This is a genomic window from Streptococcus sp. sy010 (assembly GCF_007859175.1).
Taxonomy (GTDB): Bacteria; Bacillota; Bacilli; order Lactobacillales; family Streptococcaceae; genus Streptococcus.
Window position 1 is genome coordinate 329,843 of the sequence record NZ_VOHO01000001.1, and the last position, 22,036, is coordinate 351,878.

Genomic DNA, 22,036 nt, shown 5'->3' on the forward strand with positions numbered 1-22,036 from the left:
AAGTGACAAGATTTGAGTTTGCTTGTCATCAAGGGTTCGGTATAATAAGATTATCAAGAAAAAAGAAAGGAGAAGACATGGAAACACAATCTTCTTTTAAAGTTCGAGTTCAAAAACTCGGTACGTCCTTATCAAACATGGTGATGCCAAATATCGGGGCCTTTATTGCTTGGGGTGTTTTGACTTCACTGTTCATTCCAACAGGTTGGGTACCAAATGAACAACTTGGTGCTATGGTTGGCCCAGCGATTACTTATTTATTGCCACTTTTAATTGGTTATACAGGTGGCCACATGGTACATGGTCAACGTGGAGCAGTTGTAGGGGCCATTGCCACTTTTGGAGCGATTGCAGGAGCTTCTGTACCAATGTTTATTGGTGCTATGATTATGGGACCTCTTGGTGGTTGGTGCATCAAAAAATTTGATGAGAGCTTCCAACATAAAGTCCGTGCTGGATTTGAAATGTTGGTTAACAATTTCTCAGCAGGTTTGATTGGGTTTGTCTTAATTATTTTGGCTTATCTTGGTGTTGGGCCAATTGTGTCAAGCTTGACTGAATGGATTGGTAATGGCGTACAAGCTATTGTTGACGCAAAATTACTACCATTGGCTAATATTTTAGTTGAGCCAGCAAAAATTCTCTTCTTGAATAATGCGATTAACCACGGTATTTTCACTCCATTGGGAGCAGAACAAGTAGCTAAAACTGGTAAATCTATTCTCTTTTTGATTGAGGCTAATCCTGGTCCTGGTTTAGGTATCTTACTTGCCTATGGTCTATTTGGTAAAGGATCTGCTAAATCATCATCTTGGGGAGCTAGTGTGATTCATTTCTTAGGTGGGATTCATGAAATCTATTTCCCTTATGTCATGATGAAACCTTTGATGTTTTTAGCTGTTATTGCTGGTGGGGTGTCTGGTACCTTTGTGAATCAACTATTGGGTTCAGGTTTGACAGGTGCTGCATCGCCAGGTTCAATTATTGCCATTCTGGGAATGACAGCAAAAGGTAGCTATCTTTCAGTTATTTCCGGTGTATTGGTTGGTGCAGTTGTGGCATTCTTAGTTGCTTCAATTATTTTGAAAACAGATAAATCAGATGATGACAAACTTGCTGAAGCTCAGGCAGCAACAAAATCAGCTAAGGCTCAAGCTAAAGGTCAAGTAGTACCAATTTCAGCAGATATTTCAACAGATAATGTTAAACAAATTATCTTTGCTTGCGATGCAGGTATGGGTAGTTCAGCTATGGGAGCGTCACTCTTGCGTGATAAAGTCAAAAAAGCCGGCTTGACGATTCCTGTTACCAATAAAGCTATTTCAAATTTAACAGATGAAGCTAATGTCCTCATCGTTACCCAAGAAGAATTGGCGGCTCGTGCAGCACAACGAACTCCAAGTGCTGCTCATGTGGCAGTAGATAACTTCCTAACGTCACCAAAATATGATGAAATCATCGCAAAATTATCCGGTCAGCATCTTATGACAGATGAAGTGACCACTGTAGAGTCAGTATCAGAGGTTGATTTAAATTATATCGATGAAGTAGTATTTGCTTACGGTAAGGCTCAAGGTTCTGCCACAATGGGACAAGAAATTCTTCGAGCGATTTTCAAAAATAAAGGCATTCAAATTCCAGTAGCTACGGTACCTTATGGAGAATTAAACGAGCATAATGCTAAAAATATTCTAGTGGTCACAACGATTGCTAAACAGTCAGAAGTACAAGCTGCTGCCCCAAACGCTCAACTTTTAGTTGTAGATAGTTTAGTAACAACACCAGAATATGATAAAATTGTTGAGCGAATGCACAAATAATTTGATAAAAATAGTATAATAAACAATATGTTACTAACCAAAAGAGAAGAACAACTAGTGAAAGCTTTCCTCCAAGTAGGGAAGCTTTCATTGAAAGAAATCTCAGATATTTTACAAGTTTCCTCAAGAACCGTTTATCGAACGCTATCGGAGCTAACTGACACCTTAGCCAGTCAAGACATTAAAATTGTCAAGGAAGGAAAAAAATATCATCTGATAGGAGACGTTAGTCGGTTATCTGATTTACAAGCAATAGACGTTTATGATAGCCATGAACGGTTAATCTTAACCACTTATCGTTTGCTGACGAGTTCAGCTCCTATTATCAATGAAGAACTTCAAGATTTTTTTGGTGTTTCTAATGTGACAGTGATTCAAGATATATCAGAAATTGAAAAGCGACTTAAAGAGTTTGAACTTTCTATCCATCGGAAAAAAGGCTATCAAATTAAAGGGGCAACTATTCAAAAACGGCGTTGTTTAGCCATTCTCCTTAGTAATGCGATTTCTATTCAGGATTTTTGGCAAGATAACTATAGTCGATTTTCAATCTTGGATTGTCATCAAATTCAGCAGGCGCGTCTTACTTTTGAAAGACATCAACAGGCTCTGGGGGAGATTGATCCTAAGTTGAAACAATTTTTGATTATTCTATTAGGCTTAGCAGATAATCAAAAAGAACTGTTGACAGCTGTCAATGTGTCTAAGGAAGCTCTGGATTTTTCACAGAAAATTTTTGCTGATTTGGCTAAAGCTACCAAGAAGTTTTACAATTTACAAGAGATTATTTATTTTGCAAATTTACTTGACGAGTTAATTATTAAACGTCAAGAGGTACCTTTATTTAGAGAAAAATTTGATAGTGAGTTTTACTATAGCGTGTCTCAACTAATTGATGCCGTCTCACGTTTTACAAAGATTGATTTTTTTCGAGATAAACTTTTATTCAAATTACTGTTTAATCATCTAAGGCTAAGTTTAGCTGTTCCTATATTATTTCCTGAACAAGTGAGATTACCTATCGCTTATTTAGAAACCCAACAAAATCAATTTTTACATCATATGATTAGTTTGGTTATGCAGGATATTTTTCCACACTTTCTGCAAAATGAATTTGAATATGAGTTGGTGACTTTGCATTTTACTTCCAGTTTAAGAAGAAGTCCAGATATTTATCCTATTCGGCTTTTACTTGTAACAGACGAACGTCCCTTGACAGTCAGTGTCTTGGTTTCCAAAATCAAAAATATTGCCCCTTTTGTTGAATTGATTGATGTCAAAAGCACAACAAGTTTATCTCAAATCGACAGAAACCAGTATGATTATTGGTTGACGACAAAGCCACTTCCAAATCATGACATTGAGTTAATTTCTACATTTCCCAATACTCAAGAAATTCTCTCTTTACAAAAAACACTTCAAGATATTCAGGAACATCGGACAATTTCTAGACGTCACGATCTTATTCCACAACAGGCCTATGATTTACAAAAATATTTAGAAGCTTCTAGCCAATTATTACAGCATTTCAAACTGTTTGTTTTAGATAGCCCAAAAGATTTTGAATCATCTGTTAAAAGAATTGTGCAAGATTTGGATTTTGTTGGCGATCGTCAGTACCTCGTTAATAAGCTTTTATCTCGTTTTAAATTAAGTCCAATGGCTATTCCAAACACCAATCTAGCTCTAATTCATACCCAATCTCATACGGTGACAGAAAGTCAGTTTCTGATTGCGGATTTAACTGACTCAGTACCTGCAGTTTCGATGAACTATCAAAATGAGAGTGTTCGACGAATTTTAGTCATGTTAACAAAAATGGGAGAAAAAGAAGAAATTCGAGAGTTAATGACTGCGATCAGTCAATCTATAATAGAAAGCAATCTTTATACAGAAATTTACCGTACCGGTAATCAAGAAATTATCTATCAGTTACTCAATACGATATTTACTGAAAAAATTAAGAAATTGGAGAATTAAAATGGAATTTCAAAAACAACTAGTTAAATTAAATCAAGCCTTTGCAACAAAAGAAGAAGCCATTCGTTACTGTGGGCGTCAACTTTTCGAAGCAGGTCATGTTAATGAATCTTATATTGAAGCCATGATTCAGCGTGATAAAGACTTATCGGTGTATATGGGGAATTTTATTGCCATTCCTCACGGAACTGATGCGGCTAAAAAAGATGTGCGTTCATCAGGAATTACGATTGTTCAAGTTCCAGCAGGTGTTGATTTTGGTACCGAAGATGATCCCCAAGTTGCCACTATTCTTTTTGGTATTGCAGGACTTGGAGATGAGCATTTGGAAATTATTCAAAAAATTTCTATTTTCTGTGCAGATGTCGATAATGTCGTAAAACTAGCTGATGCACAATCAGCAGATGAAGTTATTGCGCTGCTTAATAGTGTTGTTTAATGGATAACCGAGAAAAAGGAGGAGTACATGAAAAAAGCAGTTCATTTTGGTGCAGGTAATATTGGCCGTGGTTTTATTGGTGAAATTTTGTTTGAAAACGGCTTTGAAATCGCTTTTGTTGATGTTAATGAACAGATTATTGATGCCTTGAATGCGCGTGGAACTTATGAGATTGAAGTTGCTGAAGAAGGGCAACGCCATATTATAGTGTCTGGTGTGCGTGGTATCAATAATGCGAAACATCCAGAAAAGGTTGTCGCTGCCATTGCGGAGGCATCAATTGTCACAACAGCTATTGGCCCCAATATTTTGCCATTTATTGCTGAATTGATTGCACAAGGTATTGAGGCTCGTCAAGCAATAGGAAATACGACACCTTTAGATATTTTAGCTTGTGAAAATATGATTGGTGGGTCCGATTTTCTAAATCAAGAAGTGCAAAAACACTTATCAAAAGATGGGTTGGCTTTTGCAAAAGACTATATTGGTTTTCCTAATTCAGCAGTGGATCGCATCGTTCCAGCTCAGAGCCACGATGATCCATTATTTGTGATTGTAGAACCTTTTAATGAATGGGTAGTAGAAACGAATCACATGAAAAATCCTGATTTAAAATTAGAGAATGTTCATTATGTGACAGATTTAGAGCCATTTATTGAACGAAAACTTTTTTCTGTTAATTCAGGCCACGCAACTGCAGCCTATACAGGTGCCTATTATGGAGCAAAGACAATCTTAGAAGCCCTAAAAAATGAAATGGTTAGAACGAATGTGGAAACTGTTTTGTCAGAAATTCGTAGTTTACTCGTAGCTAAGTGGGCGTTTGACGAAGCTGATTTAGCAGACTACCACAAGGTTATCCTAACTCGGTTCGAAAATCCTTTTATTGTAGATGATATTAGTCGAGTGGCTCGTACTCCTATTCGAAAACTTGGGTTTGATGAACGCTTTATTCGTCCAATTCGCGAACTCAAGGAACGAGGATTGTCTTATCAACAATTATTACAGACGGTGGCTTATACCTTTACTTACACTGATGCTACTGATGAACAAGCTGTTCAATTGCAAAACCTTCTTGTTCAAAAACCATTAAAAGAAGTGGTTAAGGAAGTCACTCATTTAGCAGATCAAGAGTTACTTGATGAAATTGTTGCTAAAATAGAAGCTAATTAACGTTAATCATCGTCCTTTCGTATAGAAGGGCGATGGTTTGTCTTTTATGACGATAAACTAACGTTTGTTTTTTGATTGCCAGTTTTTTCTATGTTAAAATAACATTATGGAAAAAAAAATAGCAAACTTGGTAGCTCAACTAAATCGCTACGCTAAAGAATATTACACTGATGATAAGCCCAGTATTTCAGATCATGAATATGATCAACTTTATCGTCAATTAGTGGAACTCGAAGCAGCTTACCCTCAATACCAACGCTCAGACAGCCCGACTCATCGAGTAGGTGGGCCTATTTTGACGGGCTTTGAAAAATATTCTCATGAATACCCTTTGTATAGCTTACAAGATGCTTTTTCAAGAGAAGAATTAGATGCTTTTGATCAACGGATCAAAAAGGAGTTTCCTGAAGTTGTTTACTTGGCTGAATTAAAAATTGACGGTTTGTCCATTTCGCTAACCTATGTTGAGGGGGTGCTACAAGTTGGGGCAACTCGAGGAGATGGTACTATTGGGGAAAATATCACGGAAAATTTACGTCGTATCCAAGATATTCCTCTCAAACTTCCTCAACCAGTTAATTTAACAGTTCGTGGGGAAGCCTATCTTCCTAAGGTTTCTTTTGAAAACTTAAATGCTAAGCGACGTGAACAAGGGGAACAGGAATTTGCTAATCCTAGAAATGCAGCAGCAGGAACCTTACGTCAGTTGGATACTAGTATTGTCGCTCAACGTCAACTAGCTAGTTTTTTGTATCAAGAAGCTAGCCCAAGTCAGCAATCAAGTCAAGAAGCAGTTTTAACCAAACTAGCTCAATATGGCTTTTCCGTCAATCAAAACTATTTAGTGTCTTACTCTATGGATGAGATTTGGCAGTTTATTCAAGAGATTGGTCAAAAGCGTGATCAACTTCCCTATGAGATTGATGGCATTGTGATTAAAGTCAATGACTTAACGATACAAGAAGAACTGGGCTTTACCGTCAAGGCTCCTCGCTGGGCAGTTGCCTATAAGTTTCCAGCAGAAGAAAAAGAAGCTGTTTTAGAAAGTGTCGATTGGACTGTTGGGCGCACAGGGGTTGTGACACCGACTGCTAATTTAAGTCCAGTTTCTTTGGCAGGAACTAAAGTTAGTCGAGCGACCTTACATAACGTTGACTACATTAAAGAAAAGGATATTCGTCTAGGCGATACTGTTTTGGTTTATAAAGCAGGTGACATTATTCCTGCGGTTTTACAAGTTGTGATGAGTAAGCGAACGACTCAAACTCCATTAGTTATTCCTGATTACTGTCCATCTTGTGAAAGTCGATTGATTCATTATGAAGATGAGGTTGCTCTACGTTGTATCAATCCTCTTTGTCCAAGTCAAATCAAGGAACGTTTCATTCATTTTGCTAGTCGCCAAGCCATGAATATTGCAGGGATGGGACCATCTGTGATTAACAAATTATTCCAAGCTGGCTTGGTTCATGATGTGGCTGATCTTTATCAATTAACTGTGGATGATTTGATGAGCTTAGAGGGAATAAAAGATAAGTCGGCAGAGAAACTTTATCAGGCCATTCAAGCCTCTAAAACCAATTCAGCAGAGAAGCTATTGTTTGGTTTAGGCATTAGACATGTTGGCAGTAAAGTTAGCTATCAGTTACTAGAAGTTTTTGGTGACCTATTAAGCCTTAGTCGTGCTGACCAAGACACTATTGCGAAGATTGATGGATTAGGGCAAACGGTGGGACAGGCTCTTGTTTCTTATTTTGAAAGACAAGGAGCTAAACAGTTATTGATGGAACTAGAACAAGCTGGAGTTAATCTTCAATTCAAAGGACAGGGGATTGTCAAAGATGCGTTATTATCTGGTCAAACAGTTGTTTTAACAGGTAAACTCAAAAATTTAACACGACAAGAAGCAAAAGATAAGCTACAAGCCTTGGGTGCCAAAGTTACAGGGAGTGTTTCTAAAAAAACCAATCTAGTCATAGCTGGAGAAGATGCTGGTAGTAAGTTAACCAAGGCGCAAGAGTTAGGACTAGTCATTAAAGATGAATTATGGTTAGAGGATTTATAATATGATAAAAGAAACCAAGCGAGCACGTTTAATTTACAATCCTGTTTCGGGACAGGAAATGATGAAAAAACATGTAGCAGATGTTTTACATATTTTAGAGAGTTTTGGTTATGAAGCATCCGCTTTTCAAACGACAGCAGAAGCCAACTCAGCCATGGATGAAGCCACCAGAGCAGCCCTAGCTGGCTTTGATTTGATTATTGCAGCAGGGGGAGACGGTACGATCAATGAAGTCGTTAATGGTATCGCCCCTCTGGATAAACGACCTCAAATGGCGATCATTCCTACAGGGACAACTAATGATTTTGCGCGTGCCCTTAAAATTCCTCGGAGTAATCCAATTGAGGCTGCCAAAATTATTGGCAAACAACAACTGGTTTATCAAGACATTGGCTTGGCTTATCAAGATAGTTATTTTATCAATATTGCTGCTGCGGGTAGTTTAACAGAATTAACCTATAGTGTGCCGAGTAACATGAAAACCATGTTTGGCTATCTTGCCTATTTGGCAAAGGGAGTAGAACTGCTGCCACAGATTAGCAACGCTCCTGTCAAAATCACTTATGATGATGGCATCTTCGAAGGAGATGTGTCGATGATTTTTGTTGCACTAACCAATTCAGTTGGTGGTTTTGAACAAATTGCTCCAGATGCCAAGTTAGATGATGGCAATTTCACCTTGATTTTGGTTAAGACAGATAATTTTTTAGAGATTAGTCGATTGATTAGTTTAGTTATTCAAGGTGGCAAACACATCGAAGATCCTCGAGTGGAGTATATCAAAACCAGTCAATTAACAATTGAACCTCAAAGTGAACGACGGATGATGATTAACTTAGATGGTGAATATGGCGGTGATGCACCAATTACCTTAAAAAATTTAAAAAATCATATCAGCTTTTTTGCTAATACTGACGAGATTTCTGATGCAGCACTTAGCTTTGATCCAGAATTAAAAGAAATTGCTGAAAGATTTGCTCATGAAGTAGAAGATTTAGAAATAAATAATGAGTCCAATTAAATAGGAAAAGAACTGGAAGATTTCCAGTTCTTTTCCTATTTATATAATCAAAATAATGAGATTCCAAAGGTCAGTAAAGGTTTAATATATCAAAGAAAAAAAGAAATTATTCCTCTATTTTGATTGACATTTTTAAAAAATAGGACTAGACTTAAAGAGTAAAAAATATTATATCTAAAGGAGGATTCATAATGAATCTAGCGATTTTAGCCTTAGGGCTTGCAGTACTTGGTGTTAGTATCGGTGAAGGCTTGTTGGTATCCAATGTTGCCAAAGCCGCTGCTCGTCAACCTGAAATGTTTGACAAACTTCGTGCTTTAATGTTTTTAGGCGTTGCTTTTATCGAGGGAACATTCTTCATTCTCTTTGTCTTCACTTTCTTGGTCAAATAAACCAAGTTTTTAGATTAACAAGGAGGGAAACAATTGGAAACATTAGCCAATCCCAGTGTGACCTTGTTTGGTATTGAGTTTGATTTGACCATTCTTGCGATGTCCTTAATGACAGTATTTGTCGTTTTTGGTCTAGTTGCTTGGTCCACTAGAAAATTGACCATCAAACCCAAGGGTAAGCAAAATGTCATAGAATACCTTTATGATTTTGTGCGTGAAACCATTAGTCCTAAACTGGGAAAATATACAGATAATTATAGTCTTTTCTTCTTTGTCTTGTTCTTGTTTCTCATTGTTGCCAATAATCTAGGCTTACTAGTTAAATTAGAAACGGAACATTTTAATTTATGGACCTCGCCAACTTCTGTTTTTGCAGTTGATTTGACCCTTGCCGGTATCATAGCAGTAATTTGCCATGTGGAAGGGATTCGAAAGAATGGCTTGAAGGGCTATTTAGCTGGTTTTACACAACCACATCCAGCCATGTTACCGATGAATATTCTTGAAGAAGTGACTAGCATTTTGTCTCTATCATTACGTTTGTTTGGTAATATTTTTGTTGGTGAAGTCATGACCAGTCTAATCTTACAAATGCCAAGTGCAAGTATTGTTTTGGCACCTTTTGCTTTTATTCTTAATATGCTGTGGGCAGGATTTTCGATTTTTATCTCATGCATTCAAGCATACGTCTTTATCATTCTGTCGTCAACTTATTTAGGAAATAAAATCAATTCAGAAGAAGAATAAGAAAGGAATAAACTATGTCGTTATTGTTTAATGCGACCAGTCTTGGTAACATCATCATTACGCTGGGCTCCATTCTTCTATTAGTCGTTTTAATCAAGAAATTTTCTTGGCAACAGTTGACTGCTGTTTTTAAAGAACGTGAAGAAAAGATTGCTCAAGATATTGATGGTGCGGAAACGGCACGTCGTCAGGCAGAGATTTTTGCAGATAAACGTCAAGCTGAATTAGCTACTGCACGTCAAGAAGCAGGACGAATTATTGATAGTGCCAAGGAAACTGGTGCACTTCAAGGTGCTAAAATAATTGAGCAAGCAGAAGCAGATGCTAAGCAACTGAAAGAACAAGCCGAGCAGGATATTATTCAGTCTAAAACAGAAGCCTTGGCCGATATTAAGGGAGAAATCTCTGATTTAACCGTTGCTTTAGCTGAAAAAATGATGTTGACTCAATTAGATCAACAAAAACAAAGTCAATTGATTGATCAATACTTGGAGCAGTTGGGAGAATAGTGAATGAAACAGGTCATTGAGCAATATGCAAAAAGTATCGTCGAGGTTGCAACAGAAAAAAATTGCTTGTCACAGCTTGATCAAGAACTATCGACCTTTATCCAACTAGGACAAGAGCATCAATTACCGAGCTTGTTAGCAAATCAATCTTATGATCGACAAGCTAAGATTAAACTTGTTAGGTTATTTCAAGAGTCTAGTTCAGTTTATCTGAAAAATTTTCTTGAGGTAATTTTGCAAAATGAGCGAGAAGCCTTTCTTTTTCCAATTTTTGAAATGGCTCTTGCGAAAATTAGTCAAATCAGAGGTAGCTTTGATGTTCATTTAACCAGTGCTCAAGCTTTATCTGAAGAACAAAAGCAACGTCTTTTGAAGATGGTTAAAAATAAATTTAATCTTGAACCGCGTCAGTTGATTGAACACATTGATCCAAGCTTAATTGCTGGTTTTCTTGTTTCAGCTAACAATAAGGTACTTGATACTAGTATTCGTCGTCAATTACAAGACTTTAAATTAAATTTAAAATAGAAAGTGGTGTGACTTTTGGCAATTAACACACAAGAACTTAGTGCTTTAATTAAGCAACAAATAGAGAATTTTAAGCCAAATTTTGATGTCACAGAAACAGGTGTCATTACTTATGTGGGTGATGGCATTGCCCGTGCTCGTGGTTTAGATAATGCCATGAGTGGCGAGCTATTAGAATTTGCTAATGGCACCTATGGTATGGCACAAAATTTGGAATCAACGGATGTTGGTATTATTATACTTGGAGATTTTTCTGCTATTCGTGAAGGCGATATGATTAAACGAACAGGCAAAATCATGGAGGTACCAGTTGGCCCAGAACTAATTGGTCGTGTTGTGAATCCTTTAGGGCAAGCAGTGGATGGTTTGGGAGCTATTCAAACTCAAGCGACTCGTCCTGTTGAAACACCGGCTCCTGGAGTAATGCAACGCAAATCAGTTTCAGAACCTTTACAAACAGGGATTAAAGCGATTGATGCTTTGGTACCAATAGGTCGTGGGCAACGTGAATTGATTATCGGAGACCGTCAGACTGGTAAGACTTCTGTGGCGATTGATACCATTATCAATCAAAAAGGGCAAGATATTATTTGTATTTATGTTGCCATCGGTCAAAAAGAATCAACAGTTCGTTCACAAGTTGAAACCCTACGTCAGTACGGTGCGATGGATTATACAATTGTTGTGACTGCTTCAGCGTCACAGCCTTCGCCATTGCTCTACATCGCACCTTATGCTGGGGTTGCCATGGCTGAAGAATTTATGTATAATGGCCAACATGTTCTAATTGTTTATGATGATTTGTCAAAACAAGCGGTAGCTTATCGTGAACTCTCATTATTGCTTCGTCGTCCACCAGGACGTGAGGCCTACCCTGGAGATGTCTTTTACTTGCATAGTCGCCTGTTAGAGCGTTCAGCTAAGGTATCTGATGCTTTGGGTGGTGGTTCAATTACTGCCTTGCCATTTATTGAAACACAAGCAGGAGATATCTCAGCTTATATTGCAACTAACGTGATTTCGATTACAGATGGTCAAATTTTCTTGCAAGAAAATCTCTTTAATTCTGGGATTCGTCCAGCTATTGATGCCGGATCTTCTGTATCTCGTGTCGGTGGTTCAGCACAGATTAAGGCCATGAAAAAAGTAGCTGGAACATTACGTTTGGACCTGGCATCTTATCGTGAATTAGAGGCCTTTACTCAATTTGGTTCAGACTTAGATTCAGCAACTCAAGCCAAATTGAATCGTGGACGTCGAACAGTTGAAGTCTTGAAACAGCCACTTCATAAGCCGCTTCCAGTTGAGAAACAAGTTTTGATTTTGTATGCTTTGACGCATGGATTCTTAGATAGTGTTCCTGTTCAGGATATTCTAGCTTTTGAAATGGCATTGTATGACTATTTTGATACTCATTATGAGCATCTTTTAGCGACAATTCGTGAGACTAAAGATTTGCCTGAAGAAACCAAGCTGGATGCTGCCATTCAAGAATTTAAGAATCAATCAAACTTTAACTAAGGGGGTAACAGATGGCAGGATCTCTTAGCGAAATTAAAGGAAAAATTGTTTCTACTGAAAAAACCAGTAAAATTACCAGTGCTATGCGTATGGTGTCATCTGCTAAATTGGTGAAATCAGAGCAGGCGACTAAAGATTTTCAGCTCTATGCCAGTCGAGTTCGCCAAATCACAACAGATTTGCTAAAAAGCGAGTTAATTTTTGGTTCTGATAATGCAATGTTGGTCGCTAGACCTGTTAAGAAGACGGCTTATTTAGTCATTACTTCTGACAAGGGATTGGTTGGCGGCTATAATTCAAAAATTCTTAAAGCCGTTATGGAAATGATTGCAGATTATCATGATAATAATCCTAATGAATATACCATTATTTCCATTGGTAGTGTTGGTTCAGACTTTTTTAAAGCTAGAGGAATGAATGTTAGTTTTGAACTACGTGGTTTAGAAGATCAGCCAAGCTTTGAAGAAGTCAGAAAAATTATCTCTCAATCTGTTGAGATGTATCAAGAAGAAATTTTTGATAAACTCTATGTTTGCTATAATCATCATGTCAATAGCTTGACGAGTCAAGTCAGGGTTCAACAAATGTTACCCATCGTTGATTTAATTGCGGATGAAGCAAGAGAGAGTAAAGAAGCTGTCTTTGAATTAGAACCAAGCAGAGAAGCAATTTTGAAACAATTACTCCCACAATATACAGAAAGTTTAATCTATGGTGCGATTATTGATGCTAAAACGGCAGAGCATGCAGCAGGTATGACTGCCATGCAAACAGCAACGGATAATGCTCATCAAATTATCAATGATTTAACCATTCAGTATAATCGTGCAAGGCAAGCTACTATCACTCAAGAAATTACTGAAATTGTAGCAGGTGCCAATGCCTTGGAGTAGAAGTATTAGTTAGAAGGAGAAAGACATGAGTTCAGGTAAAATTGCTCAGGTAGTCGGTCCTGTTGTTGATGTTTTATTTGAAACAGGGGAACAATTGCCCGAGATTAACAATGCCTTAATTGTCTATAAAGATAAGGATAAAACACAGAAGGTTGTTTTAGAAGTGGCTCTTGAATTAGGTGAAGGTCTTGTTAGAACCATCGCCATGGAATCAACTGATGGATTAACACGTGGTTTGGAAGTATTAGATACTGGCCGTGCTATTAGTGTACCAGTTGGTCCTAAAACCTTGGGACGCGTTTTCAATGTTTTGGGAGATACAATTGACCTTGAAGAACCATTCGGTGAAGATGTTGAGCGCCATGCAATTCATAAAAAAGCTCCAACCTTTGATGAGCTGTCAGCTTCATCAGAAATCTTAGAAACAGGAATTAAGGTTATTGACCTTTTAGCGCCCTATCTAAAAGGTGGAAAAGTTGGACTATTTGGTGGAGCCGGTGTTGGTAAGACCGTCTTGATTCAAGAGTTAATTCATAACATTGCTCAAGAACATGGAGGGATTTCAGTCTTTACTGGTGTTGGTGAACGTACTCGTGAAGGAAACGATCTTTACTGGGAAATGAAAGAATCTGGTGTTATTGAAAAAACAGCCATGGTTTTTGGTCAAATGAATGAACCACCTGGTGCTCGTATGCGCGTTGCCTTAACTGGTTTGACTATTGCTGAATATTTCCGTGATGTTGAAGGCCAAGATGTCTTACTATTTATTGATAACATCTTCCGCTTTACTCAGGCAGGTTCAGAAGTATCAGCTCTATTGGGTCGTATGCCTTCTGCAGTGGGTTATCAGCCAACCTTAGCGACTGAGATGGGCCAACTACAAGAACGGATTACATCAACTAAAAAAGGATCTGTTACCTCAATCCAAGCCATCTACGTTCCAGCAGATGACTATACTGATCCTGCACCGGCAACAGCCTTTGCCCATCTTGATTCAACAACCAACTTGGAACGTCGTTTAACACAGATGGGAATTTATCCAGCAGTAGATCCGTTGGCATCAAGTTCGCGTGCATTAGCACCTGAAATTGTTGGGGAAGAACATTATCAAGTGGCAACAGAAGTGCAACGTGTATTACAGCGTTATCGTGAATTACAAGATATTATCGCTATCTTGGGAATGGATGAATTATCTGATGATGAAAAAGTCTTGGTCGGACGTGCACGTCGTATTCAATTCTTCCTGTCACAAAACTTTAATGTTGCTGAACAGTTTACTGGTCAACCAGGATCGTATGTCCCTGTTGCTGAAACTGTTCGTGGTTTCAAAGAAATTTTAGAAGGCAAGCATGACGCCCTTCCAGAAGATGCTTTCCGTAATGTTGGACGTATTGAAGATGTGATTGAAAAAGCCAATAAAATGGGCTTTTAGTGAGGTAGGCTTATGGCAGAAATGACAGTACAAATTGTCACACCAGACGGTATTCGTTACAACCATAAAGCAAGCTTTATTTCCATTAGAACACCAGATGGTGAAATGGGAATTTTACCTAATCATGTTAATTTAATTGCCCCGTTAGAAGTGCATGAGATGAAAATTCGTCGAACTGATCATGATAGTCATGTCGATTGGGTAGCCGTGAATAAGGGCGTTATTGAAGTAAAAGATAACGTGGTAACCATTATTGCTGATTCGGCAGAGCGTGATTGTGACATTGACTTAAGTCGAGCAGAACGTGCCAAAGTCAGAGCCGAAAAAGAATTGGCAGAAGCTGAAAAAACTCATCGAGTGGATGAGATGGAAAGGGCTAAGATTGCTCTTCAACGTGCGATTAACCGTATTCGTGTTGGTAACCATCGTTAAAAGAAAAGAGTAGGCAAAGTGTTGCCTACTCTTTTTAATGTCAAAAATTTTGAGAAGTTCTCTAAAACTGCTATAATAAAAACATGGAACTAATAGAAAATACCATCAATCTTTTTAGTCATTTTATTTTTATTAGCCTTTTTCATCAATTATTTTACCAATTATTTGATTGGTCGCGTATCATCAAGGTTAATCAAGATAATGGCTGGAGATTAAGGCTCTTTATTTTGCTTTTAAGTATTGCTTTAGGCTATTTAGTCAGCAATTTTGTTTTAGATGTTCTTAGTTTTAGTCGCTTAATCATGTGGCGCAATTAACTTTAAGAAAAAAGAATGGAGAAATCATGGATACGATTATTATTGAAGGTGGCTCAACTCGTCTCAAAGGTCAAGTGACGATTGAAGGGGCAAAAAATGCTGTTTTACCCTTGCTAGCTGCTACAATTTTACCACAAGAAGGTAAAACACTATTACGAAATGTTCCTATTTTATCAGATGTTTTTACCATGAACAATGTGGTTAAAGGGTTAAATATCGCCCTTGAATTTAATCAAGAAAAAAAAGAAATTTTAGTAGATGCTACTGGAGATATTCTTGATGAGGCCCCTTATGAATATGTCAGCCAAATGAGAGCTTCTATTGTCGTTTTAGGTCCAATTTTAGCTCGTCAAGGACATGCCAAGGTATCGATGCCAGGCGGTTGCAGTATTGGCAGTCGTCCCATTGACTTGCACCTTAAAGGTTTGGAATTGATGGGGGCTAAGATTTCTCAAGTGGGTGGAGATATTACTGCCACAGCAGAAAAGCTAAAAGGTGCTAACATTTATATGGACTTTCCAAGTGTTGGAGCCACACAAAATCTAATGATGGCAGCTACCTTGGCTGATGGTGTGACTGTGATTGAAAATGCTGCTCGTGAACCTGAAATTGTCGATTTAGCAGTCTTACTCAATAAAATGGGGGCAGATGTCAAAGGAGCTGGTACAGAAACCTTAATCATCACAGGCGTAGAACGACTTCATGGTGCTGAACATGATGTGGTACAAGATCGCATTGAAGCAGGAACTTTTATGGTTGCAGCGGCAATGACTTCTGGGAATGTATTGATTAAAGATGCCATTTGGGAACATAATCGTCCATTGCTCGCCAAACTTACAGAAATGGGCGTTGAAGCAACAGAAGAAGCAGATGGAATTCGAATCAAGTCTGATTTAACTAAATTAAAACCTGTAACCGTTAAGACCTTACCACATCCTGGTTTTCCAACTGACATGCAGGCTCAGTTTACAGCCTTAATGGCTGTGGTTAATGGAGAGTCAACCATGATTGAAACAGTTTTTGAAAATCGATTCCAGCATTTAGAAGAAATGCGTCGTATGGGACTACATTCAGAAATTCTGCGTGACACTGCAATTATTCATGGAGGACAAGATTTACAGGGGGCACCAGTGATGTCAACGGATTTGCGTGCTAGTGCAGCCTTGATTCTGACAGGGATGGTGGCTAAAGGGCAAACAAAAGTCACTAAGTTAAATCATTTAGATCGTGGTTACTACCAATTCCATGAAAAGTTAAAGGCTCTGGGAGCTAAAATTGAACGTGTTAGTGAGGTAGAACATGTCTAATAGAAGAAAGTATGTCAAAAAACAGTTTCGACTTCTTGGTCTCGTGTTTTTATTAAGTCTTTTATGCTTTGCTATTGGCCTAATGATTGGCTATGCTGTCTTAGGAACAGGTCGCAATCCTTTAGCCATTCTATCACCAGATAAATGGCAAGCGATTTTTGATAAATTTGCAGGGAGATAAATTAAATGGTTCAAATGAAATCTGGAAAAAAAGCCAAATCAACCTTATCGCTTATTGCTGTTTTAGCTAGTTTGGGATTAGGCTATTTAGGTGTTAATACGGACAGTGCTAGTAATCCTGTTCAAGCCATTATCAGTCAAGTAACAGGACAAACCAATAATCAATCCCTTACAAATAATGGATCAAAAGCTAGTGAGAGTACCCCGACAGAAAGTCTAGCGCGATCTGTTCTAACTCCAGCCGTTAAAAAGCAGCTGGGAACAAAAATCAAGTTCAATGGTGCTGGTGCCTTTATCATTAACGATAATAAAACCTCTTTAGAAGCAGATGTCGCTAGTTTACCCTATGCGACTAACCAAACCAAAAAAGTACAAGGAAAAACCGTTCCAACTGTTGCCAATGCTCTCTTATCAAGAGCTACACGTCAGTATAAAAATCGTGAAGAGACAGGCAATGGGTCAACTTCTTGGAAACCAGCAGGTTGGAACCAATTATATGATTTGGCTGGTGAATACAGTCATGCGGTCGATCGTGGTCATCTATTAGGCTATGCCATTACTGGTGGTTTGAAGGGGTTTGATGCTTCGGCTAGTAACCCTGAAAATATTGCAACGCAAGCTGCCTGGGCTAATCAAGCTGATACAGCCGATTCAACTGGACAAAATTATTACGAAACCCTTATTCGTCGTGCCTTGGACAACAATAAGCGAGTTCGTTATCGCGTAACTCTTATCTATGATGGCAACAACATTTTAGCTTCAGGTAGTCATTTGGAGGCTAAATCTTCAGATGGCAGCTTAGAATTTAATGTTTTTATTCCTAATGTTCAAAGTGGTCTGACCTTTAACTATCAAACAGGACAAGTGAGTGTTAACTCATAACTTAGGGCATATTTAGACCTTTTAATGAATTTTTTGACTTGTCAGCTTTGCTATTTTTTGATAGAATAAAAAGGAATTTAATAGTGGTCTGTGAGATTAGTAACTAAAGGGAACTTGTTAGGGAGTGTAAGCCGTGACTGAAAGCTTACTCAAGGGAAATTTAGCCAATTCACTCACATCAAAGATCAAACAAGTAAGGTCTAGCTTTATGTTAGATAAAAACGGATGGTACCGCGTGTCAACGCTCCGCTTAGGAGTTTTGGCACGTTTTTCTTGTTTAAGCCACTAAATATTTGGAGGAAATATGGATTTACAAGCACAACTAGAAGAGTTAAAACGTAGCACGCAGGAAAAATTAGCTGGTATGACTCATAAACATGCCCGTGATTTGCAAGACTTACGCGTACAGGTTTTGGGCAAAAAAGGTAGTTTAACCGAGTTACTAAAGGGCTTAAAAGATTTGCCAAATGAGCTACGTCCTGCTGTTGGTAAACAAGTCAATGAGGTGCGTGACCTTTTGACGACAGCCTTTGATGAACGTGTTAAATTAGTTGAAGAAATGGCGATTCAAGCTCAATTAGAGCAAGAAAGTCTTGATGTGACCTTGCCAGGTCGCAAACAAAATCTAGGACACCGTCATGTTTTAACGCAGACCTGTCAAGAAATCGAAGATATTTTTCTTGGTATGGGCTATCAAATTATCGATGGTTTTGAAGTTGAGAAAGATTACTACAACTTTGAGCGAATGAATTTACCAAAAAATCATCCAGCACGTGACATGCAAGATAGCTTCTATATCACAGAAGAGATTCTACTTCGTACACATACCAGTCCTGTTGAAGCTCGTGCCATGGATCAGCATGATTTTAGCAAAGGACCGTTGAAAATGATTTCGCCAGGGCGAGTTTTCCGTCGTGATACAGATGATGCCACACATAGCCACCAGTTCCATCAAATTGAAGGTCTTGTGGTGGGAAAAAAAATTTCAATGGCAGACCTCAAAGGTACTTTATTGATGATTAGTCAAAAAATGTTTGGTAAAGATCGTGAAATTCGTCTGCGTCCGTCTTACTTCCCATTTACAGAACCGTCAGTGGAAGTTGATGTGTCATGCTTCAAATGCGAAGGCAAAGGCTGTTCAGTTTGTAAAAAAACAGGATGGATTGAAATTCTCGGTGCGGGGATGAGCCATCCAAGCGTCTTAGAAATGAGTGGTCTTGATAGTAACAAATACTCTGGCTTTGCTTTTGGAATGGGACTAGAACGAATTGCTATGTTGCGTTATGGAATCAATGATATTCGTGGTTTTTATCAGGGAGACAGTCGTTTTTCTGAACAATTTTAGGAGTTGAGATGATTGTTAACGTTTTAGAAAAAGATGTATCAATATTAAGAGAATTGGCAATGGAAACCTTTGCTGATACTTTTGGAGAGTCAATCAAAGACGAAGATTTACAAACTTACTTTGCAACAGACTTATCTTTAGACACCCTATCATTAGAATTAAGAAACCCAGAATCTCAATATTACTTTATACTTGTCGATCATCAACCTGTTGGTTTTGTCAAAGTCAATCAAGGTTTTGCCCAAACAGAACAAGAGTTAGACAATGCCTTTGAAATTCAACGTTTATATGTGAAAAAAGGCTATCAAGGGCTAGGATTGGGTAAAAAATTATTTGAATTTGCTTTAGATTTAGCTAAAGCGTCTGGTTGCGACTGGGTATGGCTAGGGGTTTGGGAGCATAATTATAAAGCGCAAGCCTTTTATACCAAGTATGGTTTTGAAAAATTTAGCCAACATGAGTTTATCACAGGAGAAACCGTTGATATTGATTGGTTGTTACGCCGACCTCTCAAATAACTGTATTAAAAGAAAGGAAAAAAATGCTAGTAAATTATAAATGGTTAAAAAACTTGGTTGATATTGACGTATCAAGTCAAGACTTAGCAGATAAAATGTCAACAACAGGAATTGAAGTTGAGGGAATTAGTCAAGCAGGGGCTGGCCTATCAAAAATCGTGGTCGGTCAAGTTGTTACTTGTGAAGACATTCCTGATACTCATCTTCATCTTTGCCAAGTGGATACAGGAGATGAAGAGCCACGTCAAATTATCTGTGGTGCTCCTAATGTTGAAGCAGGAATTAAGGTCATCGTCGCCCTTCCTGGTGCTCGAATTAAAGATAATTACAAGATCAAAAAAGGAAAAATTCGCGGTTTTGAATCATTAGGGATGATTTGTTCATTGAGTGAGTTAGGCATTTCTGATTCTGTCGTTCCGAAATCTTATGCTGATGGTATTTATCATTTGCCACTTGAAGCCAAGGTTGGAGATGATGCCCTTGCCTATCTTGATTTGCATGATGAAATTATCGAATTATCAATCACCCCTAACCGTGCGGATGCTCTTTCTATGCGAGGAGTTGCTCATGAAGTTGCAGCTATTTACGGTAAAAGTGTCAAGTTTCCAAAACGAGATGTTACTGAAAGTGAAAAATCTGCCAGTCAAGTCCTTTCAATTGCTCTTGAAACTGATAAAGTGCCATTTTATTCAGCACGAGTTATTGAAAATGTCAAGATCCAACCAAGCCCACAATGGTTGCAAAATCTCTTGATGAACCAAGGCATTCGTCCAATCAACAATGTGGTTGATGTGACTAACTATTGCTTGCTTTATTTTGGTCAACCTATGCATGCCTTTGATTTTGATAAATTTGAAGGCCAAACAATTGTACCACGTCAAGCCAAAGCAGGTGAAAAAATAGTTACACTTGACGGCGAAGAACGTGAATTAGTTAGTGAAGATATTGTCATCACTGTTGCAGACAAACCAGTTGCCCTAGCTGGTGTTATGGGAGGAGCGAATACTGAAATTGACGATAACTCTCAAAGAGTGGTACTAGAAGTAGCAATTTTTGAGAAGCAATCTATTCGTAAGACAAGCAGTCGTCTGGGCTTACGCTCAGAGAGTTCAACTCGTTTTGAAAAAGGTGTCAATCAGGCTGATGTTTATGAAGCATTGGACTTTGCTGCTAGTTTGTTAGCAGAACTAAGTCAAGGACAAGTATTAGCTGGTCGAGTCGAAGCAGGTCAACTCGATTTAGAACCAGTTGACGTTTCAACTGATTTAGACTATGTCAACACGCGCTTAGGAACAGATTTGGCTATGGATGACATTAAAGCTATTTTTGCTCAATTAGGCTTTGATTTTACAGCTAATAATAAAAAAGAATTTACAGTTTCCGTGCCAAAACGTCGTTGGGATATTAGTATTCCAGCTGATTTGGTTGAAGAAATTGCTCGTATCTATGGCTATGATAAGTTGCCAACTAAATTACCAGAAACAGATGGCACAATTGGGGAATTAACCCAAATGCAAAAACTGCGTCGTCAAGTACAAACGGTGGCAGAGGGCTTAGGTTTATCTGAAGTCATTACTTATTCTTTAACGACACCTGAAAAAGCGATTAGTTTCACCCCACAACCTAGCCAATTAACTGAATTAATGTGGCCGATGACTACTGAACGTTCCGCTCTTCGTCAAAATATGATTGCTGGTATGTTAGAAACACTAGCCTATAATATCGCTCGTAAAAATACCAATCTGTCACTTTATGAACTTGGTCGTGTTTTTGAACAAACAGGTCATGTAAAAGAGGAGTTACCAACTGAGTTGGAGCATTTTGCCCTGGCTTTAACTGGTCTAGTTCAAGATAAAGATTTCCAAACACAAGCAGTTCCTGTTGATTTCTTCTATGCTAAAGGAATGATTGAGGCATTGGCTGAGAAATTAAATCTAACATTTGATTTTGTAGCTAGTCAAGAGTTAGCAGAGCTACATCCAGGTCGTACTGCCCTGATTTATTGTCAAGAACAATTAGTTGGTTTCCTAGGTCAAGTACATCCACAGACTGCTAAGGCCTACAATATTTCAGAAACCTATGTGGCTGAAGTAAATGTTAGCCTGTTAGAACGATTGTTGCCTAACAATAAGACCTTTACCGAAATTACTAAGTATCCAGCTATTTCTCGCGATGTGGCACTCTTAGTCAAACGTGAAATAACTCATGGTGACATTATCAAAGCCATTGAAAAAGCGGGAGTCAAACGTCTGACAGCGGTTAAACTCTTTGATGTTTACACAGGACAAAATATTGATTTTGATAAAAAATCAATGGCCTATAACTTAACTTTCCAAAATCCAGAAGCTAGTCTGACAGATGACGAAGTTCTTAACTACATGAATAAAATAGTTAAATCACTCAAAGAAGAACTAGGTGCTGAAATCCGCTAGTTTAAATAACTGCTGAACCGAGCTTAACTGCTCGGTTTTTTGTGATACAATAATAAGAACAAGGAATATTTCTATTTTATAGTTCGTAGTCGCATTTTTCGAG

Annotated in this window: 21 protein-coding genes; all 21 read left to right on the forward strand. The window is 38.1% G+C overall.

What is annotated here, in order from left to right:
• The first annotated feature begins 77 nt into the window (after positions 1 to 77).
• The 21 genes from FRX51_RS01655 (at position 78) to pheT (ending at position 21,933) form a co-directional block, all read left to right on the forward strand.
• Positions 78 to 1,820: a PTS mannitol-specific transporter subunit IIBC gene (locus tag FRX51_RS01655; protein ID WP_146495275.1), complete on the forward strand. Its 1,743-nt coding sequence runs from the start codon at positions 78 to 80 to the stop codon at positions 1,818 to 1,820.
• Positions 1,821 to 1,838: 18 nt separating this feature from the next.
• On the forward strand, positions 1,839 to 3,800 hold the full coding sequence (locus tag FRX51_RS01660; protein ID WP_261379787.1) for a BglG family transcription antiterminator: 1,962 nt from the start codon (positions 1,839 to 1,841) through the stop codon (positions 3,798 to 3,800).
• Between the two features lies 1 nt (position 3,801).
• Entirely contained in the window at positions 3,802 to 4,239 is a 438-nt protein-coding gene (locus tag FRX51_RS01665) for a PTS sugar transporter subunit IIA (RefSeq protein ID WP_146495279.1), read from the forward strand.
• A 27-nt stretch (positions 4,240 to 4,266) separates the two neighbouring features.
• Positions 4,267 to 5,412, forward strand: a complete 1,146-nt coding sequence (locus FRX51_RS01670) for a mannitol-1-phosphate 5-dehydrogenase (protein ID WP_146495281.1) — start codon at positions 4,267 to 4,269, stop codon at positions 5,410 to 5,412.
• A gap of 106 nt (positions 5,413 to 5,518) precedes the next feature.
• Positions 5,519 to 7,477, forward strand: coding sequence for an NAD-dependent DNA ligase LigA (gene ligA, locus FRX51_RS01675; RefSeq protein ID WP_146495283.1), 1,959 nt, complete (start codon positions 5,519 to 5,521; stop codon positions 7,475 to 7,477).
• Between the two features lie 4 nt (positions 7,478 to 7,481).
• Complete coding sequence (locus FRX51_RS01680; protein WP_146495537.1) at positions 7,482 to 8,498, forward strand: diacylglycerol kinase family lipid kinase; 1,017 nt, start codon at positions 7,482 to 7,484, stop codon at positions 8,496 to 8,498.
• A 191-nt stretch (positions 8,499 to 8,689) separates the two neighbouring features.
• Positions 8,690 to 8,890, forward strand: coding sequence for a F0F1 ATP synthase subunit C (locus FRX51_RS01685; protein ID WP_146495285.1), 201 nt, complete (start codon positions 8,690 to 8,692; stop codon positions 8,888 to 8,890).
• A gap of 33 nt (positions 8,891 to 8,923) precedes the next feature.
• A complete protein-coding gene (gene atpB / locus FRX51_RS01690; protein WP_146495287.1) occupies positions 8,924 to 9,637 on the forward strand; it encodes a F0F1 ATP synthase subunit A in 714 nt (237 codons plus the stop codon).
• A 14-nt stretch (positions 9,638 to 9,651) separates the two neighbouring features.
• Positions 9,652 to 10,146: a F0F1 ATP synthase subunit B gene (atpF, locus tag FRX51_RS01695; protein WP_146495289.1), complete on the forward strand. Its 495-nt coding sequence runs from the start codon at positions 9,652 to 9,654 to the stop codon at positions 10,144 to 10,146.
• Between the two features lie 3 nt (positions 10,147 to 10,149).
• Positions 10,150 to 10,674, forward strand: coding sequence for a F0F1 ATP synthase subunit delta (locus FRX51_RS01700; RefSeq protein WP_146495291.1), 525 nt, complete (start codon positions 10,150 to 10,152; stop codon positions 10,672 to 10,674).
• Positions 10,675 to 10,689: 15 nt separating this feature from the next.
• Positions 10,690 to 12,195, forward strand: coding sequence for a F0F1 ATP synthase subunit alpha (gene atpA / locus FRX51_RS01705; RefSeq protein ID WP_146495293.1), 1,506 nt, complete (start codon positions 10,690 to 10,692; stop codon positions 12,193 to 12,195).
• A gap of 11 nt (positions 12,196 to 12,206) precedes the next feature.
• Entirely contained in the window at positions 12,207 to 13,088 is an 882-nt protein-coding gene (locus FRX51_RS01710) for a F0F1 ATP synthase subunit gamma (protein ID WP_146495295.1), read from the forward strand.
• A gap of 25 nt (positions 13,089 to 13,113) precedes the next feature.
• On the forward strand, positions 13,114 to 14,520 hold the full coding sequence (atpD, locus tag FRX51_RS01715) for a F0F1 ATP synthase subunit beta (RefSeq protein WP_146495297.1): 1,407 nt from the start codon (positions 13,114 to 13,116) through the stop codon (positions 14,518 to 14,520).
• Positions 14,521 to 14,532: 12 nt separating this feature from the next.
• Entirely contained in the window at positions 14,533 to 14,952 is a 420-nt protein-coding gene (locus FRX51_RS01720) for a F0F1 ATP synthase subunit epsilon (RefSeq protein ID WP_146495299.1), read from the forward strand.
• 83 nt (positions 14,953 to 15,035) lie between these two features.
• Positions 15,036 to 15,269, forward strand: coding sequence for a DUF1146 family protein (locus tag FRX51_RS01725; protein WP_146460392.1), 234 nt, complete (start codon positions 15,036 to 15,038; stop codon positions 15,267 to 15,269).
• Positions 15,270 to 15,295: 26 nt separating this feature from the next.
• Positions 15,296 to 16,576 (forward strand): UDP-N-acetylglucosamine 1-carboxyvinyltransferase, encoded by a 1,281-nt coding sequence (gene murA / locus FRX51_RS01730; protein WP_146495301.1) that lies wholly within the window; start codon positions 15,296 to 15,298, stop codon positions 16,574 to 16,576.
• Positions 16,569 to 16,757, forward strand: a complete 189-nt coding sequence (locus tag FRX51_RS01735) for a DNA-directed RNA polymerase subunit beta (protein ID WP_146495303.1) — start codon at positions 16,569 to 16,571, stop codon at positions 16,755 to 16,757. The genes murA and FRX51_RS01735 overlap by 8 nt, the downstream gene beginning before the upstream one ends.
• Before the next feature lie 5 nt (positions 16,758 to 16,762).
• A complete protein-coding gene (locus tag FRX51_RS01740; RefSeq protein ID WP_146495305.1) occupies positions 16,763 to 17,638 on the forward strand; it encodes a DNA/RNA non-specific endonuclease in 876 nt (291 codons plus the stop codon).
• A gap of 304 nt (positions 17,639 to 17,942) precedes the next feature.
• Positions 17,943 to 18,983: a phenylalanine--tRNA ligase subunit alpha gene (gene pheS / locus FRX51_RS01745; protein ID WP_146495307.1), complete on the forward strand. Its 1,041-nt coding sequence runs from the start codon at positions 17,943 to 17,945 to the stop codon at positions 18,981 to 18,983.
• Between the two features lie 8 nt (positions 18,984 to 18,991).
• Complete coding sequence (locus FRX51_RS01750) at positions 18,992 to 19,501, forward strand: N-acetyltransferase (protein ID WP_146495309.1); 510 nt, start codon at positions 18,992 to 18,994, stop codon at positions 19,499 to 19,501.
• A gap of 23 nt (positions 19,502 to 19,524) precedes the next feature.
• The gene (pheT, locus tag FRX51_RS01755; protein ID WP_146495311.1) at positions 19,525 to 21,933 is read left to right on the forward strand and encodes a phenylalanine--tRNA ligase subunit beta; all 2,409 of its coding nucleotides are present in this window, start codon (positions 19,525 to 19,527) and stop codon (positions 21,931 to 21,933) included.
• The last annotated feature ends 103 nt before the right edge of the window (positions 21,934 to 22,036 follow it).